The following is a 21,832-nucleotide window of genomic DNA, read 5'->3' on the forward strand; positions in this document are numbered from 1 at the left end:
CGCCGCGGCGCAGAAGGGAGCACGCAATGTCGGACCAGTCGTACGGGGTCCATTCCGAGGTCGGCCGTCTCAACACGGTCCTCGTCTGCCGGCCGGGGCTCAGCCATGAACGGCTGACGCCGAGCAACAGCGACGCGCTGCTGTTCGACGACGTGCTGTGGGTGCAGAACGCCCAGCGCGACCACGCCGACTTCGTGCAGCACCTGCGGGACCGCGGCGTCGACGTGGTCGAACTCCACGACCTGCTCGCCGAGACGCTGGCCGTGCCGGGTGCGCGGGACTGGCTGCTCGACCGCAAGATCGTCGCGAACGAGGTCGGGTCGGGCCTGGTCGCCGATACGCGCGCCTTCCTCGACTCGCTCGACCACGCGACGCTCACCGAGTACCTCATCGGCGGCCTCTCGACCCGGGACCTGCCGGCCGAGTTCCGTGCCCCGGAGGTCGCGCTGGTGCGCGAATCGGCGGGGATGACCGAGTACCTGATGCCGCCGCTGCCCAACACGATCTACACGCGCGACACGACGTGCTGGATCTACGGCGGGCTGACGCTCAACCCGCTGTTCTGGCCGGCGCGCCACGCGGAGACCATGCTGATGAAGGCGATCTACGACTTCCACCCCGACTACACGGGCAGCACCGTCTGGTGGGGCGACCCCGAGCAGGACCAGCGGCAGGCGACGCTCGAGGGCGGCGACGTGATGCCGGTCGGCAACGGCGTCGTGCTGATCGGCATGAGCGAGCGCACGTCGCGCCAGGCGATCACGGCCGTCGCCGGGCGACTCTTCGAGCAGGGTGCCGCCGACCGGGTCGTCGTCGCCGGGATGCCGAAGCTCCGGGCCGCCATGCACCTCGATACGGTCTTCACGTTCGCCGACCGCGACCTCGTGACGTACTACCCCGACATCGTCGACGGCATCCACACGTTCTCTCTGCGGCCGGCCGACGGCGGCGGCATCGAGGTCACCGAGGAGCGGGGCTCGTTCATCGAGGTGGTGGCCGAGTCGCTCGGGCTGCCGCGGCTCCGCGCGGTCGAACCGGGCGGCGGGTGGTACGCGGGCGAGCGGCAGCAGTGGGACAGCGGCAACAACGCCGTCGCCGTCGAACCCGGCGTGGTGTTCACGTACGACCGGAACACGTACACGAACGCCCTGCTGCGCGACGCGGGCGTCGAGGTCATCGAGATCGTCGGTGCCGAACTCGGCCGCGGCCGTGGTGGCGGGCATTGCATGACCTGCCCGATCTCCCGCGACGCCGTGGACTACTGAGGGACGCGGTCATGGTGCGCATCGACGCGGACCTGATGATCCCGGGCGACGGCGAGCCCGTCCGCGGCGCGGCCGTGGTGATCGACGGCGAGAAGGTCGCCTACGCCGGGCCGCGCGCCGGCGCGCCCGAACCGGATGCCGAGCCGATCCGCGTGTCGACGATCATGCCCGGCCTGTGGGACTGCCACGCGCACCTGGTCGGCGTCACGGGCGGCGACCTCACGATGCTCGTGCGGGAGCCGCAGGCCGTGCACGTCGCGCGCGCCACGCGCTCGGCGGCCGACCTGCTCGACGCCGGCATCACGAGCATCCGGGAGGTCGGCGGCTACGGCGTCTCGCTCGCCCGCGTCATCGCCGAGGGGACGATCCCCGGGCCGACCGTGTACGGCGCCGGGGCGATGCTGAGCACGACCGGCGGGCACGGCGACCTGCACGAGATGCCCCTCGACGTCCTCGTCGAGGGCGCGCACCAGGGCCTGCCCCTCCAGCTGTGCGACGGCGTCGCCGAGTGCCTGAAGGCCGTGCGCCTGCAGCTCCGGCGGAACGCGAAGGTGATCAAGGTGCACGCCTCGGGCGGGGTGCTCAGCGAGGTCGACGACCCGATCCACCAGCAGTTCTCGCACGAGGAGCTCCGGGCGATCGTCGAGGAGGCGGGCCGGGCGGGCCGGCTCGTCGCCGCGCACTGCCACGGCAAGCCCGGCATCATGGCCGCGCTCGAGGCCGGCGTCGGTTCGATCGAGCACGGCACCTACCTCGACGAGGAGGCTGCGGCGGCGATGGTCGAGACCGGGGCGATCCTCGTCTCGACGCGGTCGATCGCGGCACGGCTGCTCAGGCAGCTGGACGCCCTCCCGCGCTGGGCGGCGGACAAGACGCGCGTCATCGCCGATCGCCACCTCGAGTCGATGCACGTCGCCCGCGAGGCGGGCGTGACGGTCGCCGCCGGCACCGACTTCGCGACCGTCGGCGCCGACTCGCTCGTGCCGCACGGCACCAACGCCGAGGAGCTCGGGCACCTCGTCTCGGTCGGGTACACCCCGCTCGAGGCGATCCGGGCGGCGACGGCGACGGCGCCGCGGACGCTCGGACCGCAGGCGCCGAGATCGGGCCGCCTCGAGGTCGGCTACGACGCCGACGTGATCGCGCTCGACGCCGATCCGCTCGCCGACGTCTCGGTCCTCGCGGGTCCGGCGCACGTCACGCACGTGTGGAAGGCGGGGCGGGCGGTGAAGCGGCCCGCGTGACGCGGCCGCGCGACCTCGATCGGCCATTGGTCCCGGCACGCCGGGGCGTGCGGCCTAGGCTCGGGACCATGGCCGTGCACGCACCCATCGTGACGTTGACCATGAATCCCGCGCTCGACGTGTCGAGCACGGCCGACCGGGTCGTCCCCGAGCACAAGCTGCGGTGCGGGCCCAGCCGGTTCGATCCGGGCGGCGGCGGGGTCAACGTGAGCCGCGCCATCCGGAACCTCGGCGGCAGCTCGATCGCGGTCTACCCGCTCGGCGGCCCGACCGGCCAGGCGTACCGCGGGTTCATCGAGGAGGCCGGCCTCGTGGCCCGGGTGATCACGATCGCCGGCAACACCCGCGAGAGCTTCACGGTCGACGAGCTGTCGACGGGCGAGCAGTACCGGTTCGTGCTGCAGGGGCCGACCATGCGCGAGCCCGAGTGGCGCGCGTGCCTCTCGGTGGTCGCCGACGAGCTGCCGGTCGGCGGCTTCCTCGTCGCGAGCGGCAGCCTGCCGCCGGGCGTCCCGGACGACTACTACGCGATGCTCGCCGAGATCTCCGCCGATCACGACGTGCGCCTGGTGGTGGATGCCTCGGGGCCGGCGCTGCGCCGCGCGCTCGAAGCCGGCGTCTTCCTCATCAAGCCGAGCCGCGACGAACTCGCCGAACTCGTCGGCGCCGACGGCGAACTCGACGAGCCCGAGCTGGTCGAAGCGGCCCGCGTGCTCGTCGCGTCGGGTCGGGCCCAGGTCGTCGCGCTGACGCTCGGCGGACGCGGCGCGGTGCTGGTCACCCGCGACGAGGTGCTGCGCCTGCCGACGCCGCGAGTCCGGGTCGCGAGCGCGGTCGGCGCGGGCGACGCGTTCCTCGGCGCGCTCGTGCTGCGCCTCGCGCAGGGCCGCACGATCGGCGAGGCGTTCCGCACGGCGGTCGCTGCGGGCAGTGCGACGGCGATGCAGCCCGCGACGGAGCTGTGCCGCCCCGAGGACGTGGCGCGGCTCGAGGCCGACCTCGCCGTGGCGTGAGCCGCGGCCGGGTCGAGGCGCGTCAGGCGCGGCCGCGGTTGCGGCGACGGATGTCGCGGGGCGCTCGCCCGCCGACGAACGAGCGTCCCGCGTCGACGAGGAACCCGTTCCGCAGCGCCTCGCGCCCGATCAGCATGCGGAAGCCCATCTCGTCGCGGTTCGTGAGCGTCACCTCGGCGGTGACCGGACGGTCGTGCAGCACGACCTCCATGAGCACGACGAGCCGCTGCTGCGTGTGACCGGTCGAACTGCGGATGACACGGCGATCGTGGACGGGGAGCTCGACCGTCGCGGCATCCGCGTCGGTGTCCTGCCAGGGGTGGATGCCGAAGCGCACCCAGTCGACGCCGTCGCGCTCGAACTCCTCGACGTCGAATGCGTGCAGGGCCGACGAACGAGCGCCCGTGTCGAGCTTGGCCTTCAGCCACCCCACGTCGGCCTGCGGGAGGCGCACCCATTCGCGCCATCCGGCGATGGTGTTTGAATGGTTCGGCACATCCGTCACCCGATCATCTTCGCAGGGACTCCCGAATGAAACTCGCGATCCTGTCGCGCGCGCCGCAGGCGTACTCGACCCAGCGTCTCCGTGCTGCAGCGCAGCAGCGCGGCCACGAGGTCAAGGTCCTCAACACCCTCCGCTTCGGCATCGACCTCTCCGGCGCCGAACCCGACCTGCAGTACCGCGGTCGACCGCTGTCGGACTACGACGCGATCCTTCCGCGCATCGGCAACTCGATCACCTACTTCGGAACCGCAGTGGTGCGGCAGTTCGAGCAGATGGACGTGTACACGCCGAACACCGCGAACGGCATCACGAACGCGCGCGACAAGCTGCGCGCGAACCAGATCCTCTCGCGCCACAACATCGCGCTGCCCGCGACGACGTTCGTGCGCAACCGCGCCGACCTGCGCCCCGCGATCGAGTCGGTCGGCGGCGCGCCCGTCGTCATCAAGCTGCTCGAGGGCACGCAGGGCATCGGCGTCATCCTGGCCCCGACGGTCAAGGTCGCCGAGGCGATCATCGAGACCCTGCACTCGACGAAGCAGAACGTGCTGATCCAGAAGTTCATCGCCGAGAGCCGAGGGCGCGACATCCGCGCCCTCGTCGTCGGCGACCGCGTGGTCGCCGCCATGCGCCGCGTCGCGAGCGGCGACGAGTTCCGCTCGAACGTGCACCGCGGCGGCAGCGTGGAACGCGTCGAACTCACGCCCGAGTACGAGCAGGCCGCGGTGCGGTCGGCGCAGATCATGGGGCTCAAGGTCGCGGGCGTCGACATGCTCGAGGGCAACGAGGGCCCGCTCGTCATGGAGGTCAACTCCTCGCCCGGGCTGCAGGGCATCGAGACGGCGACGAACCTGGATGTCGCGGGCGCCATCATCGACTACATCGGAAACCAGGTCGCCTTCCCCGAGATCGACGTGCGGCAGCGGCTCACGGTATCGACCGGGTACGGCGTCGCCGAACTCGTCGTGCACGGTGCGGCGGACCTCGTCGGCAAGTCGCTCGGCGAGTCCGGCCTCTGGGAGCGCGACATCACGGTGCTCACGTTGCACCGCGGTGCGACCGTCATCCCGAACCCGCGCAAGGGCGTCGTGCTCGAGGCCGAGGACCGACTGCTCTGCTTCGGCAAGCTCGAGGAGATGCGCTCGATGATCCCGGAGCGCCGTCGGCGGCGGCAGAAGGTCCGACGCCTGCCGAAGGAGCCGATCCCGGCGCCGTCGGAGGCCGCCGCGAGCTGACGCGCGGCGCCGGCTGCGCGCTCAGGTCACGTCACCGGCCGCCTCCGCGGACGGTCGAGATGTGCAGTGGAGGCCGGATGGATCTGGACCTCCAGTGCAGGAATCGGCCGTCGATGCGCGCGGTCAGCGGCGGGCGCGGAGCGCGCGTGCGACGGCGGCCTCGGCGGCATCCGTCGTCACGCCCAGGCGCTCGACGGCGTCGGCGAAGGCGGATGCCGCGGCCTGCAGCGCCCGCTCGACCGGGTCTCCCGCCGCGCTGACGAACGTGCCGGCACGGCCGCGCCCCTCGACGACGCCGTCGGCCTCGAGCTCCTTGTAGGCGCGCGCGACCGTGTTCGCGGCGAGGCCGAGCTCCTCGGCGAGGGCGCGGACGGTCGGCAGCTTCGAGCCCGCCGCGAGGCGGCCGTCGCGCACGGCGTCGACGACCTGCATGCGGAGCTGCTCGTACGGCGGAGTGTGCGCGTCGTCGTCGACGGTGAATCGCATGGGGGCTCCGGAGTCGGGGGCGCGTGCGCCCGGCGGTCAGTCTCGGTTGCGGTTGACGAGGCGCGACAGCACGATCGCGCTCCTCGTGTGGTCGACGTTCGGGGCGATCCGCACGCGCTCGAGCGCCTCCTCGAGCGAGGTGATGTCGCGGGCGCGCATGTGCACGATGGCGTCGGCGCTGCCCGTGACGGTGCCCGCGTACACGACCTCGGGCACGCCCTGCAGGATGCGCTGGAGCTCGTCGGGCGCGACGGTGCCCCGGCAGAACAGCTCGACGTACGCCTCCGTGCTCATGCCGTCGACGGCGGGGTCGACCTGGATGGTGAACGCCTTGATGACGCCGTCGGCCACGAGCTTGTCGACGCGGCGCTTGACGGCGGAGGCGGAGAGCCCGACGGACGACCCGATATCGCCGTACCCGGCCCGCGAGTTCTGGCGGAGCAGGTCGAGGATGGCCCGGTCGAGGTTGTCCATGGGGCGAGTGTACGGCGGTCCGTTGCGTGGCGATACGGCCGGACGCCGCTTTCGTGCGTGGTGTTGCGGTTTCGTGATCGTGCACCGCGCGCGACGCGCGGACGCGGCATCCGTTCGCTCGTGGCGCAGCCCGCGGAAACCGCTCGCCGACCGACGTATCGTGAGGCCATGACCCCCACCACCGCTCCCGCGCGCCTCGGCGTGCAGCTGCAGCCGCAGCACGCGACCTACACGCAGATCCGCGACGCCGTGCTCCGCATGGAGGACCTCGGCGTCGACGTCGTGATGAACTGGGACCACTTCTTCCCGCTCTCGGGCGACCCCGACGGCCTCCACTTCGAGTCGTGGACGATGCTCGGCGCGTGGGCCGAGCAGACCGAGCGCGTCGAGTTCGGCTCGCTCGTGAATTGCAACTCGTACCGCAACGCCGACCTGCAGGCGGACATGGCCCGCACGCTCGACCACATCAGCGCCAAGGGCGGCGACACGGGCCGGTTCATCTTCGGCACCGGTTCGGGCTGGTTCCAGCGCGACTACGACGAGTACGGCTACGAGTTCGGCACGGTCGGCTCGCGCCTCGACGACCTCGCCGAGGCGCTGCCCCGCGTCAAGGCGCGCTGGGCGAAGCTCAACCCGGTGCCCACCCGCGACATCCCGATCATGATCGGCGGCAAGGGGGAGCGGAAGACCCTGCGCCTGGTCGCCGAGCACGCCGACATCTGGCACTCGTTCGTGCGGCCCGACGAGCTCGGGCACAAGCTCGACGTGCTGAAGGGCTGGGGTGAGAAGGTCGGGCGGGACGTCTCGGGCATCACGGTCTCGAACGAGCTCCCGCGGCGCAGCCTCGACGACGCGTACGCCGATGCACTGTACGACGCGGGCGTGCGACTCTTCACGCTCGGGATCTCTGGCCCGCACTACGACGACGCCGCCGTGAGGCACTGGCTCGCCTGGCGCGATCGGCGCAACGGGCGCGCGGGGGTGCGCGCGGCCTGACCCGATGGACCCCGACCGGCCGGAACAGCCGAGGTGACTCCGGACCAGAGCCCATCAGATCGTCGAGACGCTGAAAGTGTTCCCTTTCACCGAGCCGACCGTCCGGCGCTCATCACTCGCTCTGCGCACGGCGAACCAGCTCCCGAACCTGTTGCAGCACCGCTGGCCGTTCGCGCTGTACCCAGGACAGCGTCGGTTCGAAATTCCAGCCGGGCGTTCGTTCGCCCCTCGCGAGCAGGGACTCTGCGACAGCTAGGCCTTCTGACGCGAACTCTAGATCGTGCGCGACTGCGTAGATCGACGCCTCTAGTCTGAGTGGGGCGGGGAGAGTCTCGTCCTCAAGAGCGCGAAGAATCCGCGGAGCGGCTTCAGCCACACGCTCCTGCACAAGTAACAACTGTGCGAGGTTGACGGCGAGGTTGATGTCGCTAGGAGAAAGCTCGGCGGCTCGCTCCCACAGTGAGCTTGCGAGAGAGATATCGGCTGGCGATTCGAGGAATACATATCCGGCAAGTTCGAGCCATACGACGTCAAGTCCGTGGCTGTCGAGGGCTGTACTGACTATTGAAGTCGCGGTCTCAAGATTCCCCGATCGGCGCATGAGCCTAGCGTGCTGCATAGTTACGAAGGCATCCGAGCCAAGCTTGGGATGCTGGCTCAGGAGAGAGATCGCGAGGCCCAAACGGTTCTGCCGTTCGAAGAATCGTGCGGCAAGGACAAGCGTGTAGCTGTCCACTTCGGGCAACTGGGTTGCCGCAGTGTAGAGTTCCTCCGCTCGTTCCGAGTTCTTCCGGCTTTCGTCCTGGAAGGCCGCGTACTGCCGAATCGTGCGAGCGTCGGTTGAGTCCTGCGCCAGCGCTTCCTCGAATAAACGCTCGGCGTCGTCGAGTTCGCCTTCCTCCGCAAAGAATATTGCCGCGCGGGCTTTCGTCGTGGGGTCGACGTCGGAGACACCGATTGCCGTTGAGAACAGTTCCCTTGCCTTCGCTCGATCCTCCCTGTAGAGCTCTTGGAACACTGCATACCTCCGCAGTGTCTCGGAATTCTCGGGATCACGCTCGAGAAGCGTACGGTAGATGCGCTCCGCCTCATCGAGCTCCCCTTGGTCGCTCTCCAGGAAAGCCGCAACGAACCAAGCCAACTCCAGATTGTCTGGCGCGAGTTGGTAAGCGCGCCGCAAGTAAGTCTCAGCCTCCGAGGTGTCGCCGTCGCGACGAACCAAGAATCCGCCCAAAGACCAGGCGTATAAGTAGTTATCTGGGTCCAGCTCGACGGCACGGCGAAACAACGCCTCCGCTTCGTCACCCGTGGGAGCGTAATCCTCCAAGTAGTCTGCCAGTGTCCAGCTATATCTTGCAGATTCCGGTTCGGAGGCCAACGCCTGACGCAGGAGAGTCTCGATTTCCGGGTCGCCCGGGGATTGCCGCTCGATAGAGTTTGCGAGTGACCATGCGAAGAGCGCGTTATGTGGCTCGCGTGCATGTGCTTCACGAAAGAGTTCGATGGCTGGGGAATCTTGTGGAGCGTTAATCTGCAAGAACGCACCGAGCATCCACCAGTGCTGAGCTTCGTCTGGATCGAGTTCTATCACGCGACGATAGTAAAACTCCGCCTGATCAGGGCTGTCGCCGCGGTGATCAAGCACCACCGCGTAGTTCCAGACGGGCATCAACTCCGCCGGATCAAGGCTCATCGCCCTCGCGAAGAGATCATCGACTTCGTCGCGGCGGTTCTGCCGTTCGAAGAATCGTGCGGCAAGGACAAGCGTGTAGCTGTCCACTTCGGGCAACTGGGTTGCCGCAGTGTAGAGTTCCTCCGCTCGTTCCGAGTTCTTCCGGCTTTCGTCCTGGAAGGCCGCGTACTGCCGAATCGTGCGAGCGTCGGTTGAGTCCTGCGCCAGCGCTTCCTCGAATAAACGCTCGGCGTCGTCGAGTTCGCCTTCCTCCGCAAAGAATATTGCCGCGCGGGCTTTCGTCGTGGGGTCGACGTCGGAGACACCGATTGCCGTTGAGAACAGTTCCCTTGCCTTCGCTCGATCCTCCCTGTAGAGCTCTTGGAACACTGCATACCTCCGCAGTGTCTCGGAATTCTCGGGATCACGCTCGAGAAGCGTACGGTAGATGCGCTCCGCCTCATCGAGCTCCCCTTGGTCGCTCTCCAGGAAAGCCGCAACGAACCAAGCCAACTCCAGATTGTCTGGCGCGAGTTGGTAAGCGCGCCGCAAGTAAGTCTCAGCCTCCGAGGTGTCGCCGTCGCGACGAACCAAGAATCCGCCCAAAGACCAGGCGTATAAGTAGTTATCTGGGTCCAGCTCGACGGCACGGCGAAACAACGCCTCCGCTTCGTTGGGAAAGCCGAGGTGGTCGATAGCAACTGCCGACCGCGGCAGGACCCCAGCATTACCCGCATCAACAGCCCGATGCTTCAATGCCATTGCCAGACGATCCTTTTCCGGCAGTCGTTGCAGGAGTTCCAACAGGTTCATGAACTGACGGGCCGTAAGGCTCCGCTGAAGGAGCGCTGATACCAGTTCGGAAGCCTCGTTGGGATCGATTTCGGCAATCGTCTGGAAGGCCTCATCTAGCTCTGCCTCGGACACCGGCCCGTTCGGTGATCCGACATCGCCGCTCGCCCCCTCACTCGGAGAGCCCGCATGCTCTTTGAGCGCAGGGTTCGAACGCCTAACGGTTGCCGCCCAAGAACGCCCTTCCCAGGTCTCGAGTCGGATCGCTTCGTATTCAATTGCGCCGCTCTCTCGGGCGAAGTTGGCGCGGATGATTTCTGCGAAGATCTGATCGGTCGAAGGGTCGTCGATCAGACGATTGGCAATTCCAGGATCCTCGGGAGCGCTGCGGACCATCGTAGAAGTCGGATCTTGCGCGGTCGCCACATGTGACTGGGTAGCATCAAGCTGGCTGCGAGCGGAATCAATCGCCCTCTTGAGTCGACCGTCCTCCCACGCGAAACGGAGCCAGCCCCACCCGACGACGCGGAAGCCCCTCCTCATCGTCGCCGGATCAGTTGCTGACGTGGGTCGAGACTGAGGTCCCAGGCTTGGAGACTGGCGGGAGTGTCGTCCCAGTCTGAGAGTCTGCGCGCTCGGATGCGTTCAAGACGCGTCTCGCATCGTCGAGGGCGCGGTCGATCCGATGGCGTTCCCACGGGAGATGGATCGGGCCCCAGCCGCTCACGTGAAACTCGGTGAATGATCTCACGACTGCACCTCCAAGATCGCTACTATAGCGGCCCAACCCGAGACTATGGCAAAGGCGACTTGCAGCGTGAGCGCGATACGCATGTCCCTGATCACGCCTTCGTTGTTACGGGCAGCTGCCAGAACGTGCAACCTCAATTCATCAAGCAGGTGCTCCGCCGTCCAGCCCGCCGCAGCGCCCTGAGTCACGATGTAATCGGCGTCGGGTTCGCGCAGGCGGTCGAGGAGAATGACAAGAATCGCGAGGAGGGTACTCCCGACGAAGGCCCAGATCGCCAGGCTCCCCATGAACTCGTTCATCGACGCCGAGTTGTTCCGCTCAAGGTGGACGACGACGAGGGTTGCCGCAATGCCCACTGTGAACGTCGCGACAAGTTTGAGCGCATCGGACTGTGCGCGCTGCCGGTTCATTGCTCGGTCCGCGTTCTGCTCGAGCCACGCGGCGACAGGGGAGGGCACGTGGCCATTATCGATACTGCAGATTGCCTGCGCAACGCCACCGCAAAGAACGTGGGATGTTGGGCTGCTCGGACGTCAGGATCGATGATCTCCCCGGGGCCGTGGCTCACGCTGTAACGGCCGTCAAGCACTGGCTCGCGTGGCGCGACCGGCGCAACGAGCATGCGGGGGTGCGCGCGGCCTGACCGTCGACGGGCTCAGGTGGCGACGGACACCGCGCCCGTCGCCTCCCACGTCACCGAGATGAAGTCGCCCTCGCGGTCGAAGCCCAGCCGGAGCTCGCCACCCGGGAAGGCGTCGTCCGGGGTGCATCCGGCCGCGGCGGAGGAGTCCGGCCCCTGGGCGAGGAGGCAGAGCCCGGCATCCCCGGCCGCCCGGGCGGCGAACACGTTCGTGCCGTCGGGGAGGGTGGTGAGCAGCCGCGTCGACGCGCCGTCGACGCCCATGGCCTCGGGGGCGACCTCGAGCGACGGCAGGTCCGAGGGTTCCTGCTCGCGATCGAAGACCGCTGCCGCTCGCGCGTCCTCGAGGGCGACGTCGGGCGGCACCTCCGACAGCGGGAACACGAGCGACGAGTCCGGCACGTCCGGCTCGGTCGCGGCACCGGCGATGCCGAGGGCGGTGGCCCAGCCCGCCGCGAAGCCGATCGCGAGCGCGACGGCGGCGGCCACAGCTGCGACGCGCACGATCGTCGAGTTCGGAGTGGTTCCCTGGCGGTGTGGATCGTCGGCGTCGGCGTGCGTATCCGTGCGGGTGTCGGCGAGGAACAGATCGTCGAACACGTCGCCGTGCGTGGCTGTCGAGGCCTCGTCGCTCGAGGCGGTGGCCGCCGTCGACGGGGTGTCGCCCCCTCGAGGGCGCGGATCGCCGCTGGCGCGGAACTTCGCGAGTTCGGCCGCGGCGGCGGCGCGCGCGTCGTCGTCGGCGCCGGCGCCGTACACCCGGCGATGCGGTGGGCGTCGGGCACGCGGGCCTCCTCGGTCGGCCGGCGTAGGGGCGGCCGGACTCCGGCTCAGGATGTCGCACCGCGGGGGTGGGGGCAAGCCTCCGAACGAGGAGATGCCGAATGCACCGCTCAGGGGCGGGTGCGGTGCATTCGGCATCATCTCGAAGCGGCCGGAGCTCCGCGATCCGCGTCGGAGCGCGTCGGCGAGCGGTGGAATCGTGCGCCCGCTCGCCTCGTCACGACGCGCGAAGCGCGCGCACGAGACATCCGTCACCCCTCGATCGTTGCGTGAGGCGCCCGAACGCGCATGAATCGTGTGCGAGAAGCCGAGAACTCGCAGGGCCCGAGCGCCACACTGGAGGTGGCGTCCCGACGGCGGTGCCATCCGAACACCGCCGCCGGGGCTCGAATGAGCGACCTGGTCCGCCGACACCCCACCGGCCGAGCCGGCGGCGAACCGCCGTGCCCGGACGACGAACCCACCTCGAGGAGTGAGATGTCGACCGTGATCGAGACCCAGACGACCCCGACCCCCGCCGCGCCGGAGCGCACCGCGTCGAAGAAGACCGTGCTGATGTGCCGCCCCGAGCACTTCACCGTCGTCTACCAGATCAACCCGTGGATGGATCCGGCGAAGCCGACCGACACCGCGCTCGCCGTGGCGCAGTGGCAGGAGCTCCACGACACCTACGTCGGGCTCGGCTTCGACGTGCAGCTCATCGACCCGGTCGAGGGGCTGCCCGACATGGTCTACGCCGCGAACGGCGGCACCGTGATCGACGGCATCGCGTACGGCGCGAAGTTCACGCACGAGCAGCGCGCGGCCGAGGGGCCCGCGTACATGGAGTGGTTCCGCCGGGCGGGCTTCGACGTCCGCGAACCGGTCGAGACGAACGAGGGCGAGGGCGACTTCCTCCTGGTCGGCAACGTGATCCTCGCCGGCACGGGCTTCCGGAGCGACGGCGCGAGCCACGACGAGCTCGCGCGGATCACCGGCCGGGAGGTCGTCACGCTGAACCTCGTGAACCCGAGCTTCTACCACCTCGACACCGCGATCGCGGTCCTCGACTCCCGAGCCGGGCAGGAGCACATCGCCTACCTGCCGAGCGCCTTCGACGGGCCCTCGCTCGAGGTCCTGCGGGAGCGCTACCCCGACGCGATCCTCGTCTCCGAGGAGGACGCCGCGGTGCTGGGCCTCAACTCGTACAGCGACGGCCGCAACGTCGTGATCGCGGCCCGCGCGACCGGGTTCGAGCGCCAGCTGCGCGAGGCCGGCTACCACCCGATCGGCGTCGACCTCTCCGAGCTGCTGCTCGGCGGCGGCGGCGTGAAGTGCTGCACGCTCGAACTGCGCCGCTGATCCGGCTACGATTCCGCAGAACCCCACCCGCACGCCCCCACCCCCGAGGGAACGACGATGGCACCTGCGAACACCGACCAGAACCCCGCCGCCAAGGCGCTCGGCGCCGCCAAGCAGCTCGCCGCCCGAGCCGGGCAGGCGACGCGCGAACGGCTGCGCACGCTCCGCCGGAAGAACACGACGACGGATGCCGCGGCCCCCGCGGCCGCTGAGCCGCCCGTGTCGCCCGCAGGAACGGTCGACCCGGCCGAGGCATCCGTCGCCGCCGCGCCGGCTGCGCCCGAGCCCGCCGGTGCAGCCGCGCCGGCGCCCGCGCCCGCCGCAGTGAAGCCGGCCACCGCGAAGCCGGCGACGACGAAGAAGCCCGCGACCAAGCCCGGAGCGAAGCCCGCGGCGAAGCCGGGCGCCAAGCCGGCGGCGTCCGACCTCGCGTCGCGCACCGTCCCCGAGCTGCGCGCGCTCGCGAAGGAGCGCGGTGTGACGGGCTACTCGCGCATGACGAAGCCGCAACTGCTCGAGGCACTCGCGGGCTGACGTCCGCGGCCGCCGCCGGCCCTCCCTAGGACGCGACGAACGTCAGCAGCGCCGCGTTGACCTCCTCGGCGTGCGTCCACAGCATGCCGTGCGGCGCACCCTCGATCTCGATGTACTCGGCCGAGGGCACGAGCGGACGGAAGCGCCGGGCGGTGGCGTCGATCGGCAGGATCCGGTCGGCGGTGCCGTGCACGATGAGCACGGGTACGTCGATGCGGTCGATGTCGGCCCGGAAGTCCGTCAGCCACGTGTCGACCGCGGCCGACGCGGCGTACCAGCCCGCTCCGGCCGCGGTCGCCCAGCCGGCGCGGACGGCGGCCTCGGAGATGCGCGAGCCGAGGTTCTCGTCGAGGTTGTAGAAGTTCCCGAAGAAGCCGTCGAACCAGGCGAACCGGTCGGCCTCGGCCTGCGCCTTCAGCCCGTCGAAGTCGGGCGCGGCACCGTCGGGGTTGTCGTCCGTCTGCCGCAGGTACGGCTCCAGCGAGCCGAGGAACGCCGCCTTCGCGACGCGTTCGCTGCCGTACGCGCCGAGGTAGCGGCCGACCTCGCCCGTGCCCATCGAGAAGCCGACGAGCGTGGCATCCGTCAGTTCGAGCGCATCGAGCAGCGTCTTCAGGTCGGCGGCGAACGTGTCGTAGTCGTAGCCGATCGTGGGCTTCGACGAGCGGCCGAAGCCGCGACGGTCGTACGTGACGACCCGGTAGCCGGCGCCGAGCAGGACGCGCGCCTGCTTCTCCCACGACGCGCCGTCGAGCGGGTAGCCGTGGATGAGGACGACGGGTCGCCCCCCGCCGTGGTCCTCGTAGTAGAGCTCGATCGGCGCGGAGTTCTCGGTTCCGACGGTGATGTACGGCATGTGCGTTCTCCCCCTGGGTCGTGGTGCCGCCGCAAGTCCAGCACCAGGCGACCGGTCGGACAAGGCCCCCACCGCGGATGCCCCGGCCACTGCCCGCGCGCCGCGAACGGGTGTAAGGTGCGGGGCCATGCGAGACGACGATCGTCCGATGGGGGAGAGCGACGGATCGGCGGCCGGGGCGGACGCGAGCGCAGGGGTGACGGCGCCGCCGACCGAGGTCGGCCACCGCGACGAGCGCGCGGACCGGGGCTTCTTCGGGCAGCCGCGCGCGCTGGCGCACATCTTCGGCGTGGAGATGTGGGAGCGGTTCAGCTTCTACGGCATGCAGTCGATCCTGCTGCTGTACCTGTACTTCTCGGCGTCCGAGGGCGGCCTCGGCATGGAGCAGAGCGCTGCGGCCGGGATCGTCGGCGCGTACGGCGGTGCCGTGTACCTCTCGACGATCCTCGGCGCGTGGATCGCCGACCGCATGCTCGGCAGCGAGCGCGTGCTCTTCTTCTCGGCGATCGTCATCATGTGCGGCCACATCGCGCTCGCGCTCCTGCCCGGGTTCCTCGGCGTCGGCGTCGGCCTCGTGCTCGTGGCGTTCGGCTCGGGCGGCCTGAAGGCGAACGCCACGAGCGTGGTCGGCACGCTCTACTCCCGTGACGATCCGCGACGTGATGCCGGGTTCGCGCTGTTCTACCTCGGCATCAACCTCGGCGCGTTCCTCGGTCCGCTCATCACGGGGCTCCTCCAGTCGACGGTCGGGTTCCACTGGGGCTTCGGCGCGGCGGCGGTGGGCATGGCCATCGGGCTCATCCAGTACTCCTTCGGTCGGAAGGGCCTGCCGCCCGAGGCATCCGTCGTGCCGAACCCGCTGCCGCGGGAGCGTCGGGGACTCGTCGTCGGCATCGCGATCGCGGCGGTGATCCTCGTCGCGGCGCTCGTGCTCACGCGGCTCGTGACCGCGGAGAACCTCGTGACGTGGGTGATCGGCGCCACGGTCGTCGCGGCCGTGGCGTACTTCTTCGTGATCCTGACGAGCCGGGCGGTCAGCGCCGTCGAGCGCAGTCGGGTGTTCGGCTTCATCCCGCTGTTCATCGCGAGCGTGGCGTTCTGGTCGCTCTACCAGCAGCAGTTCACCGTGCTGACGATCTACTCCGACGAGCAGCTCGACCGGAACCTGTTCGGCTGGGAGATGCCCATCTCGTGGGTGCAGTCGATCAACCCGGTGTTCATCATCCTGCTGTCGGGCGTGTTCGCGGCGATCTGGACGAAGCTCGGCGACCGGCAGCCGTCGACCCCGGTGAAGTTCGCGCTCGGCACGACCGTCATGGGCGTCGCGTTCCTGCTGTTCCTCCCGTTCGCGGGCGGAGGGGCGCACTCGACGCCGCTGCTCGCGATCGTCGGCATCCTGTTCGTGTTCACGGTGGCCGAGCTCCTGCTCTCGCCGGTGGGCCTGTCGGTGGCGACGAAGCTCGCGCCGGAGAAGTTCCACACGCAGATGGTGGCGCTGTTCTTCCTCTCGGTCGCGCTCGGGACGGCGATCGCCGGGCAGTTGGCCGAGTTCTACTCGGCCGTGCCCGAGGCGACGTACTTCGGGGTGCTCGGCGCGATCGCGATCGTGCTCGGCGGCGCGCTCGCACTGGCCACCCGCCCGGTGCTGCGGCTCATGCAGGGGGTGCGCTGACGCGGTTCGCCGCCCGCAACCGCGGCCCGGTACGATTCCCTGACATGTCGTCGCGCGCGGAGGAGGAGCCGGTGAACGGACCTCTCGTCGTGATCCCCACGTACGACGAGCGCGAGAACCTGCCGGGGATCGTCGCGCGCGTGCGCGCCGCCGTGCCGGCCGCGACGGTGCTCGTCGTCGACGACGGATCGCCCGACGGCACCGGCGAGCTCGCCGACGAGATGGCGGCAGCAGACGCCTCGCTGCACGTGCTGCACCGGCGCGGCAAGAAGGGCCTGGGGGCCGCGTACCTCGCCGCGTTCGAGTGGGCGCTCGAGCGGGGGTTCGACCCGATCGTGCAGCTCGACGCCGACGGCTCGCACCTGCCCGAGCAGTTGCCGAACCTGCTCGAAGCCCTCGACGCGACGGATGGCGCGGGGCCCGCGCCGGATGTCGTCATCGGCTCGCGCTGGGTGCCCGGCGGATCGGCCGTGAACTGGCCGCGCTGGCGGGTGTGGCTCTCGAAGACCGGCAGCACCTACTCGCGGTGGATGCTCGGGCTGCCCGTGAAGGATGCGACCGCCGGGTACCGGGTGTATCGCGCTGGCGCGTTGCGCGCCCTCCACCTCGAGGACGTGCACACGAGGGGGTACGGCTTCCAGGTCGACATGACGTGGCACGCGGTCACGGCCGGGCTCCGGGTCGTCGAGGTGCCGGTCACCTTCGTCGAGCGGGAACGGGGGCGTTCGAAGATGAGCGCGGCGATCGTGTTCGAGGCGATGGGCCGCGTGACGGCGTGGGGCATCGCGCGACGATTCCGTCCGATGCGTCAGGCGAGGCTGGAGGCCAACCAGGATCGCAGGCCGTCGCGCGCCTGACCTCGCGCGCCCGCGAGCCCGAGGTCGTCACCGGATCCTCCGGCGACCAGGCGCGGAACGGAGTCGAGCACGCCGCCGCCGAGGTGCGGTCGGTTGTCGCGGAACGCGGCCTCGATGTCGGCGACGAGGGGCGCCCACCATCCGCCGACGACGACCACGTCGGGATCGACCGTCGGGACGGTGACCTGCAGGGCCCGACCGATCCAGAGCGCGGCGTCGAGCCACGCCCACCGGGCGCGGTCCTCCGACTCGGCGATCCGCTCGGCCAGTTCGGCGATCGCCGCCCTGCGGCCGTAGGTGAGCTCGAACTCCTCGAGCTCGGCCCTGGCGAGCACGACATCGGGTGCGGCGACGGTGGCGAGGCATCCGCGCTGGCCGCATGCGCACCTGACGCCGTTCGGCACGACCGGGAGGTGGCCGAACGTGGCCGCGAGCCCGTGCGCACCGGGGTAGCGCTCCCCGCGCACGACGATCGCGGCGGAGACCTGGGCGTCGCCGGAGACGTGCAGCACGATCTCGTCGGGCCGTTCGGCGGCGTCGCTCGCGGCGCGGGCGGACGCGGCCGCCCGGAGCGCCGGCGGGGCGACCAGGTCGTGCTCGATGCCGGCGAGAACCTCTGACCTGGCGCGGAGCGCCGCGAGGAGGTCGACCGGTTCGAGGCCGAGCGTGGCGTCGCCGATCGCGAGCGCGGGTTCGCCGACGACGGCGCCCTGCACGAGGAACGTGGCGTCCGCGATGCGCCGCCCGTCGCGTTCGGCCTGCGCGATCGCCCGGTCGACGACGACCGCGAGCGCGTCGAGCGGTGCGGCGCTGGATGGCCGAGGGTCGTCGTCGGCGATCGCGACGGGCTCCTCGTAGCGTGCGATCTCCGTGCCGTCGAGGTCGGCGAGCGTGGCGACCGCGTCGTCCGCGGCGACTCCCGCGGTGAGCAGCAGCCGGTCGGCGATGGCCAGTCGGAGCCGCCCGTGGCGCCCGTCGCGTTCCTCGCCTCCGGTCTCCGGGTCGACGAGCACGCCGGCGTCGACCATGCGAGCGACCAACCCGGAGACGGCGGTGCGGCCGAGGCCGGTCGCGCCCGCGAGCTCGGCACGCGTGGCGCTGCCGTTGGTGAACAGGTGGTCGACGATCCGCGCGGCATGGTCGGCGCGTCCGGCCCGGTTCGCCGCGATGCTCTCAGGTGGAAGGTGGGCTGCGGTGGCGCCGGGCTGCGTCATTGCGCCAGCATGACGGCTCGGCGCAGCGTGCGAGAAGTGCCCCGTTCGGGGGTCGCCCGGGCCCGGACGCCTCCCGGCTCCTCCCGACCGTGCCGTTCCGACCGTCGGACGCCGGCTCATGAGACGCTGGCGTCATGCGGCGACTGGCCTTCGGCATGAACGTGAGCCTGGACGGCTTCATCGCCGGGCCAGGCGACGACCTCGGCTGGAGCGTGCCGAGCGACGAGCTGTTCCAGTGGTGGTCCGACCGGGTGGCCTCGACGGGACTGGCGCTGTACGGGCGGAGGCTGTGGGAGGGGATGAGCTCCCACTGGCCGACCGCCGACCAGCGGCCCGATGCCACGCCCGCGACGATCGAGTTCGCCCGCCGCTGGCGCCGCATGCCGAAGGTCGTGTTCTCCTCGACGATCACCGAGGTCGACTGGAACGCACGCCTGGTCTCGGGCGACGCGGTCGCCGAGATCACGAGGCTCAAGGCCGAGGACGGCGGCCCGATGGACATCGCCGGTGCCACCCTCGCCGCGGCGGCCATGGCGGCAGGGCTGATCGACGAGTACGCGATCGTCACCCATCCGGTCCTGGTGGGCGGCGGCACGCCGTTCTTCGCACCCCTCGACGACCGGGTGGACCTTACCCTGCTGGAGACGCGGACGTTCCCGGGCGGCGTGCTCCTCGCGAGGTACGAGACCAGGCGCTGAGCGCCAGGCGACGACCCGGGCGACGAGACGCGGCCGACCGGTCGGGCGCGTCACACCCCGGCGAGCGGCCGGGCCGAGGCGTACGCGTCGGGCATCGTGGCGATCGTCGAGCCGTAGAGCCGCGCCGGGAACGCCTCGCCCGCGGCGGTCGGCCAGGCCGGGTCGGCGCCGCCGGCGAACGCGACGACGTCGGCGTGGAGCCGGTCGGCGAGACCCTGCGGCGGCCGCACGCCCGCGACCGCGAGGACGTGGCCCTCCGACAGGACGTCGAACAGGAACGGCACGTCGAGGCAGTGCACCGCCGCGCCGGACACGGGCGACTGCCACGAGAACCGGTACGCCCACGTGGCCGCCGGGGCCGCGCCATCCGTCGCCGCCACGGTCGCCCCGAGCTCGCGCGCCGCGACCGTGCGCACGAGCGGGGCGCGGAACAGGCGATCGCTCACGTATCGGCCGAGCACGGCGGCCGTGCCGTGCAGGCCCTCGCGGCGGTTCGCCTCGAGCCATTCCGAGCGTCGCGGCTCGACGAGGCCGAGGCGCTTCAGGGCGGGCTTCCGCGGCACCCATCGCATCCGACCGGCCGCCGCGCGGAAGGCCGCCGAGAACTCGTCGTCGGTGGTGCCGAGCACGAGCGGCACGGATGCGCCGACGCCCGAGGCGAGCGACGAGGGCGTGGTCGCGGGGACCACGTCGCCGTCGACGACCGGCCCGATCGGGAGGCCCCCGGCGACGAGCTCCGCACCTCCGCGCGTGCCGCGCGACAGGCGCAGCGCCTCGCGCTGCAGCTGCCGCACCCGCTCCTCCGACAGCGAGCGCAGCCCCTCGAGGTCGGGCCGGACGCCGCCGAGCTCACCGATCCTGCGTGCGAACGCCTGCGCACGCGTGCGCGACACGTCGGCCAGTGCGGGCGAGACCGCCCATACGCGGTGGAAGAGGCCCTGCGCCCGCGGCATCCCGAGCAGGGTCAGCACCGCTCCGCCGCCCGCGGACTGCCCGGCGATGGTCACCCGTCCCGGGTCGCCGCCGAACGACGCGATGTGGTCGCGCACCCATTCGAGCGCCAGCAGCCAGTCGAGCACGCCGCGGTTCGGGGGCGCGCCCTCGATCCACCCGAACCCGTCGAAGCCCAGGCGGTACGACACGTTCACCGTGACGACGCCATCGCGATTGAAGGTGCGGCCGTCGTACCAGGGGCTCGCGGGCGAGCCCGCGACGTAGCCGCCGCCGTGGAACCAGACCAGCACGGGCAGGCCCTCGCCGCCGCCCCCCGGCGACGGCGTGAACACGTCGACGTTGAGCGTCGCGTCGCCGGGCACCGACGGTTCGGGGATGATCGTGACCCCGGGGTCGCCGCGCTGCGGCGTCGGTCCGTGCTCGAGGGCATCCCGCACGCCCTCCCACGGGCGGGCGGGCTGCGGCGCGGCGAACCGGAGTCCGCCGACGGGCGGCTCGGCGAACGGGATGCCGAGGAACGCCGCGGAGGCACCGTGCGTCCCGGGCGCGCCCCGCCACCTCCCGCGCACCGCGCCGGCCCTCGTCACGACCTCGACGGTGGGCGCGGCTTCGGGCACGATGTCTCCTTCGGTCAGGCGTCGGCCGGTGGGGCGGCGGGCTCGAGCAGACGCAGCAGCGCCGAGACGTGCTCGGCCATGTCGATGGTCGGGTCCATGAGCCACTGGACCTGCAGGCCGTCCGCCGACGACAGGATGAGCATCGCCGCCTGCCCGGCGTCGATGTCGGTGCGGGCGGCGCCCGCGGCCTGCATGCGGCGGATGTCGTCGGCGACGAGGTCGCGGAAGGTCCGCGTGCGCTCGGCGAAGTACGCGTGTGCGGGGTGTGCCGGATCGGTGGCCTCGGCCGACAGGCGGACGTAGAGCTGGATCAGCCCGGGCACGTCGACGTTCCGCGCGATCGTCTGCCGGAACCCCTCGAACGTCGAGACCTCGCCCATCCGATCCTCGACGCGCGCCAGGTCGGTCTCGTCGCGCTTGCGGAGCACGGCGGCGAAGAGCTCCTCCTTGGTGCCGAAGTAGTGCAGGAGCCCCGCCTGGCTGAGTCCGACCGCCTCGGCGAGTTCGCGCACCGAGGCGCGCCCGTACCCCTCGCGCGCGATGACCTCGAGCGCGGCCGTGAGGATCTCCTCGCGCTTCGCGACGCCCTTCGCGTACGCCCCCCGCCGTGCCATGCCATCGATCCTAGGTTGCGCGGCCCGTTCGGCCCGTCAAGGGGTTGGGGTGGGATGCCTCGCGGCGTACGCTCCCGACAGGGCGGCCATCCCGCGGCCGCCCGTGCGACACGCGAGGGGGACGCATGCCGAAGACCGCTGCCGACCGCGACGCCCGCCGTGCGGCGAAGCGCGCGGTGAAGGACGCCGAACGGGCCGGGAAGCAGGCGCGCAAGCTCGCGTCGTCGCTGCCCGAGCCGGCGAAGTCGCGCGTGAAGTCGGCGGCCTCCGCCGAGAAGCGCCGCATCGTCATCGTCAAGCGCGAGGCCGATCGCGTCCCGTACGCCGCGCGCCGCGCGGCGAAGCGATCGTCGGCGCGGCTGGAGCGGGTCGCGGTCCGGTACGGCACCGCCGGCGGGCGCGCCTCCTCGGCCGATGCCTCGAGGAAGGGGCGTTCAGCGACGTCGATCGAGCGGCAGCGCAAGCAGGTCGAGCAGCCGTCGAAGATGGCGATCGTGAGCGGCTTCCGGACGCTGTTCACGACCATCACGACGCCCACCGACCAGGAGCGCGCGCGCAAGACCGCGAAGGAGCGCGCGGGGCGGATGCGACGGGGGGCCTGACGTGATGCCGGGGCGGC

At 70.8% G+C, this 21,832-nt stretch carries 21 protein-coding genes; 11 read left to right on the forward strand and 10 right to left on the reverse strand.

The genetic code is table 11. The annotated features are described in order from the left end of the window. Positions 1 to 26: 26 nt before the first annotated feature. The 3 genes from ABME02_RS10525 (at position 27) to ABME02_RS10535 (ending at position 3,522) form a co-directional block, all read left to right on the forward strand. Entirely contained in the window at positions 27 to 1,265 is a 1,239-nt protein-coding gene (locus ABME02_RS10525; RefSeq protein WP_353815255.1) for an arginine deiminase, read from the forward strand. Between the two features lie 11 nt (positions 1,266 to 1,276). Further along, positions 1,277 to 2,509: a metal-dependent hydrolase family protein gene (locus tag ABME02_RS10530; RefSeq protein WP_353815256.1), complete on the forward strand. Its 1,233-nt coding sequence runs from the start codon at positions 1,277 to 1,279 to the stop codon at positions 2,507 to 2,509. A 68-nt stretch (positions 2,510 to 2,577) separates the two neighbouring features. Further along, complete coding sequence (locus ABME02_RS10535) at positions 2,578 to 3,522, forward strand: 1-phosphofructokinase family hexose kinase (RefSeq protein WP_353815257.1); 945 nt, start codon at positions 2,578 to 2,580, stop codon at positions 3,520 to 3,522. A gap of 22 nt (positions 3,523 to 3,544) precedes the next feature. Here ABME02_RS10535 and ABME02_RS10540 read toward each other — a convergent pair whose 3' ends face one another. Next, entirely contained in the window at positions 3,545 to 4,027 is a 483-nt protein-coding gene (locus tag ABME02_RS10540; RefSeq protein ID WP_353815258.1) for an ATP-dependent zinc protease family protein, read from the reverse strand. 26 nt (positions 4,028 to 4,053) lie between these two features. Between ABME02_RS10540 and rimK the strand changes: the two genes are divergently transcribed. Beyond that, complete coding sequence (gene rimK / locus ABME02_RS10545; protein ID WP_353815259.1) at positions 4,054 to 5,262, forward strand: 30S ribosomal protein S6--L-glutamate ligase; 1,209 nt, start codon at positions 4,054 to 4,056, stop codon at positions 5,260 to 5,262. Between the two features lie 123 nt (positions 5,263 to 5,385). On the opposite strand, the gene ABME02_RS10550 is transcribed toward rimK, so the two are convergent. Together ABME02_RS10550 and ABME02_RS10555 are read right to left on the reverse strand one after the other, a co-directional pair. Beyond that, positions 5,386 to 5,748, reverse strand: a complete 363-nt coding sequence (locus ABME02_RS10550) for a GntR family transcriptional regulator (protein ID WP_353815260.1) — start codon at positions 5,746 to 5,748, stop codon at positions 5,386 to 5,388. Positions 5,749 to 5,784: 36 nt separating this feature from the next. Continuing rightward, positions 5,785 to 6,222 (reverse strand): Lrp/AsnC family transcriptional regulator, encoded by a 438-nt coding sequence (locus ABME02_RS10555; RefSeq protein ID WP_155050935.1) that lies wholly within the window; start codon positions 6,220 to 6,222, stop codon positions 5,785 to 5,787. A gap of 168 nt (positions 6,223 to 6,390) precedes the next feature. Here ABME02_RS10555 and ABME02_RS10560 point away from each other — a divergent pair, with 168 nt between their 5' ends. After that, positions 6,391 to 7,218 carry an LLM class F420-dependent oxidoreductase gene (locus ABME02_RS10560; RefSeq protein ID WP_353815261.1) on the forward strand — a complete coding sequence of 276 codons (828 nt, stop codon included), beginning with the start codon at positions 6,391 to 6,393 and terminating at the stop codon, positions 7,216 to 7,218. Between the two features lie 112 nt (positions 7,219 to 7,330). On the opposite strand, the gene ABME02_RS10565 is transcribed toward ABME02_RS10560, so the two are convergent. From ABME02_RS10565 to ABME02_RS10575, 3 genes are all read right to left on the reverse strand, one after another. Next, positions 7,331 to 10,078, reverse strand: coding sequence for a tetratricopeptide repeat protein (locus tag ABME02_RS10565; protein ID WP_353815262.1), 2,748 nt, complete (start codon positions 10,076 to 10,078; stop codon positions 7,331 to 7,333). A 351-nt stretch (positions 10,079 to 10,429) separates the two neighbouring features. Then, complete coding sequence (locus ABME02_RS10570) at positions 10,430 to 10,891, reverse strand: hypothetical protein (RefSeq protein WP_353815263.1); 462 nt, start codon at positions 10,889 to 10,891, stop codon at positions 10,430 to 10,432. Between the two features lie 197 nt (positions 10,892 to 11,088). Continuing rightward, complete coding sequence (locus tag ABME02_RS10575) at positions 11,089 to 11,832, reverse strand: hypothetical protein (protein ID WP_353815264.1); 744 nt, start codon at positions 11,830 to 11,832, stop codon at positions 11,089 to 11,091. A 501-nt stretch (positions 11,833 to 12,333) separates the two neighbouring features. Here ABME02_RS10575 and ddaH point away from each other — a divergent pair. Further along, a complete protein-coding gene (ddaH, locus tag ABME02_RS10580) occupies positions 12,334 to 13,197 on the forward strand; it encodes a dimethylargininase (protein WP_353815265.1) in 864 nt (287 codons plus the stop codon). A 57-nt stretch (positions 13,198 to 13,254) separates the two neighbouring features. Further along, complete coding sequence (locus tag ABME02_RS10585; RefSeq protein ID WP_353815266.1) at positions 13,255 to 13,731, forward strand: Rho termination factor N-terminal domain-containing protein; 477 nt, start codon at positions 13,255 to 13,257, stop codon at positions 13,729 to 13,731. Positions 13,732 to 13,756: 25 nt separating this feature from the next. Here the strand turns inward: ABME02_RS10585 and ABME02_RS10590 are convergent, their stop codons facing one another. Continuing rightward, positions 13,757 to 14,587 (reverse strand): alpha/beta fold hydrolase, encoded by an 831-nt coding sequence (locus tag ABME02_RS10590; RefSeq protein WP_353815267.1) that lies wholly within the window; start codon positions 14,585 to 14,587, stop codon positions 13,757 to 13,759. A 148-nt stretch (positions 14,588 to 14,735) separates the two neighbouring features. Here ABME02_RS10590 and ABME02_RS10595 point away from each other — a divergent pair, with 148 nt between their 5' ends. Further along, positions 14,736 to 16,259, forward strand: coding sequence for a peptide MFS transporter (locus ABME02_RS10595; protein WP_353815268.1), 1,524 nt, complete (start codon positions 14,736 to 14,738; stop codon positions 16,257 to 16,259). 71 nt (positions 16,260 to 16,330) lie between these two features. After that, positions 16,331 to 17,116: a polyprenol monophosphomannose synthase gene (locus tag ABME02_RS10600; RefSeq protein WP_353815270.1), complete on the forward strand. Its 786-nt coding sequence runs from the start codon at positions 16,331 to 16,333 to the stop codon at positions 17,114 to 17,116. On the opposite strand, the gene ABME02_RS10605 is transcribed toward ABME02_RS10600, so the two are convergent. Beyond that, positions 17,068 to 18,330, reverse strand: a complete 1,263-nt coding sequence (locus ABME02_RS10605; RefSeq protein WP_353815271.1) for an ROK family protein — start codon at positions 18,328 to 18,330, stop codon at positions 17,068 to 17,070. The genes ABME02_RS10600 and ABME02_RS10605 overlap by 49 nt on opposite strands. Before the next feature lie 134 nt (positions 18,331 to 18,464). Here ABME02_RS10605 and ABME02_RS10610 point away from each other — a divergent pair, with 134 nt between their 5' ends. Continuing rightward, complete coding sequence (locus ABME02_RS10610; protein ID WP_353815272.1) at positions 18,465 to 19,028, forward strand: dihydrofolate reductase family protein; 564 nt, start codon at positions 18,465 to 18,467, stop codon at positions 19,026 to 19,028. 50 nt (positions 19,029 to 19,078) lie between these two features. Here ABME02_RS10610 and ABME02_RS10615 read toward each other — a convergent pair whose 3' ends face one another. Both ABME02_RS10615 and ABME02_RS10620 read right to left on the reverse strand, forming a co-directional pair. After that, on the reverse strand, positions 19,079 to 20,599 hold the full coding sequence (locus ABME02_RS10615; RefSeq protein ID WP_353815273.1) for a carboxylesterase/lipase family protein: 1,521 nt from the start codon (positions 20,597 to 20,599) through the stop codon (positions 19,079 to 19,081). Between the two features lie 14 nt (positions 20,600 to 20,613). Beyond that, positions 20,614 to 21,213 carry a TetR/AcrR family transcriptional regulator gene (locus ABME02_RS10620; RefSeq protein ID WP_353815274.1) on the reverse strand — a complete coding sequence of 200 codons (600 nt, stop codon included), beginning with the start codon at positions 21,211 to 21,213 and terminating at the stop codon, positions 20,614 to 20,616. A gap of 125 nt (positions 21,214 to 21,338) precedes the next feature. On the opposite strand from ABME02_RS10620, the gene ABME02_RS10625 reads away from it, so the two are divergent. Next, positions 21,339 to 21,815, forward strand: coding sequence for a hypothetical protein (locus ABME02_RS10625; RefSeq protein WP_353815275.1), 477 nt, complete (start codon positions 21,339 to 21,341; stop codon positions 21,813 to 21,815). The last annotated feature ends 17 nt before the right edge of the window (positions 21,816 to 21,832 follow it).

The organism is Agromyces zhanjiangensis, assembly GCF_040496055.1.
Classification (GTDB): domain Bacteria; phylum Actinomycetota; class Actinomycetes; order Actinomycetales; family Microbacteriaceae; genus Agromyces; species Agromyces zhanjiangensis.

What these genes read in the sequence shown, in the direction of transcription:
- ABME02_RS10525 (WP_353815255.1), top strand. Translation starts at nt 27, where the DNA reads ATGTCGGACCAGTCGTACGGGGTCCATTCCGAGGTCGGCCGTCTCAAC.
- ABME02_RS10530 (WP_353815256.1), top strand. Translation starts at nt 1,277, where the DNA reads ATGGTGCGCATCGACGCGGACCTGATGATCCCGGGCGACGGCGAGCCC.
- ABME02_RS10535 (WP_353815257.1), top strand. Translation starts at nt 2,578, where the DNA reads ATGGCCGTGCACGCACCCATCGTGACGTTGACCATGAATCCCGCGCTC.
- rimK (WP_353815259.1), top strand. Translation starts at nt 4,054, where the DNA reads ATGAAACTCGCGATCCTGTCGCGCGCGCCGCAGGCGTACTCGACCCAG.
- ABME02_RS10550 (WP_353815260.1), bottom strand. Translation starts at nt 5,748, where the DNA reads ATGCGATTCACCGTCGACGACGACGCGCACACTCCGCCGTACGAGCAG.
- ABME02_RS10555 (WP_155050935.1), bottom strand. Translation starts at nt 6,222, where the DNA reads ATGGACAACCTCGACCGGGCCATCCTCGACCTGCTCCGCCAGAACTCG.
- ABME02_RS10560 (WP_353815261.1), top strand. Translation starts at nt 6,391, where the DNA reads ATGACCCCCACCACCGCTCCCGCGCGCCTCGGCGTGCAGCTGCAGCCG.
- ABME02_RS10565 (WP_353815262.1), bottom strand. Translation starts at nt 10,078, where the DNA reads ATGGTCCGCAGCGCTCCCGAGGATCCTGGAATTGCCAATCGTCTGATC.
- ddaH (WP_353815265.1), top strand. Translation starts at nt 12,334, where the DNA reads ATGTCGACCGTGATCGAGACCCAGACGACCCCGACCCCCGCCGCGCCG.
- ABME02_RS10585 (WP_353815266.1), top strand. Translation starts at nt 13,255, where the DNA reads ATGGCACCTGCGAACACCGACCAGAACCCCGCCGCCAAGGCGCTCGGC.
- ABME02_RS10590 (WP_353815267.1), bottom strand. Translation starts at nt 14,587, where the DNA reads ATGCCGTACATCACCGTCGGAACCGAGAACTCCGCGCCGATCGAGCTC.
- ABME02_RS10595 (WP_353815268.1), top strand. Translation starts at nt 14,736, where the DNA reads ATGGGGGAGAGCGACGGATCGGCGGCCGGGGCGGACGCGAGCGCAGGG.
- ABME02_RS10605 (WP_353815271.1), bottom strand. Translation starts at nt 18,330, where the DNA reads ATGACGCAGCCCGGCGCCACCGCAGCCCACCTTCCACCTGAGAGCATC.
- ABME02_RS10610 (WP_353815272.1), top strand. Translation starts at nt 18,465, where the DNA reads ATGCGGCGACTGGCCTTCGGCATGAACGTGAGCCTGGACGGCTTCATC.
- ABME02_RS10620 (WP_353815274.1), bottom strand. Translation starts at nt 21,213, where the DNA reads ATGGCACGGCGGGGGGCGTACGCGAAGGGCGTCGCGAAGCGCGAGGAG.
- ABME02_RS10625 (WP_353815275.1), top strand. Translation starts at nt 21,339, where the DNA reads ATGCCGAAGACCGCTGCCGACCGCGACGCCCGCCGTGCGGCGAAGCGC.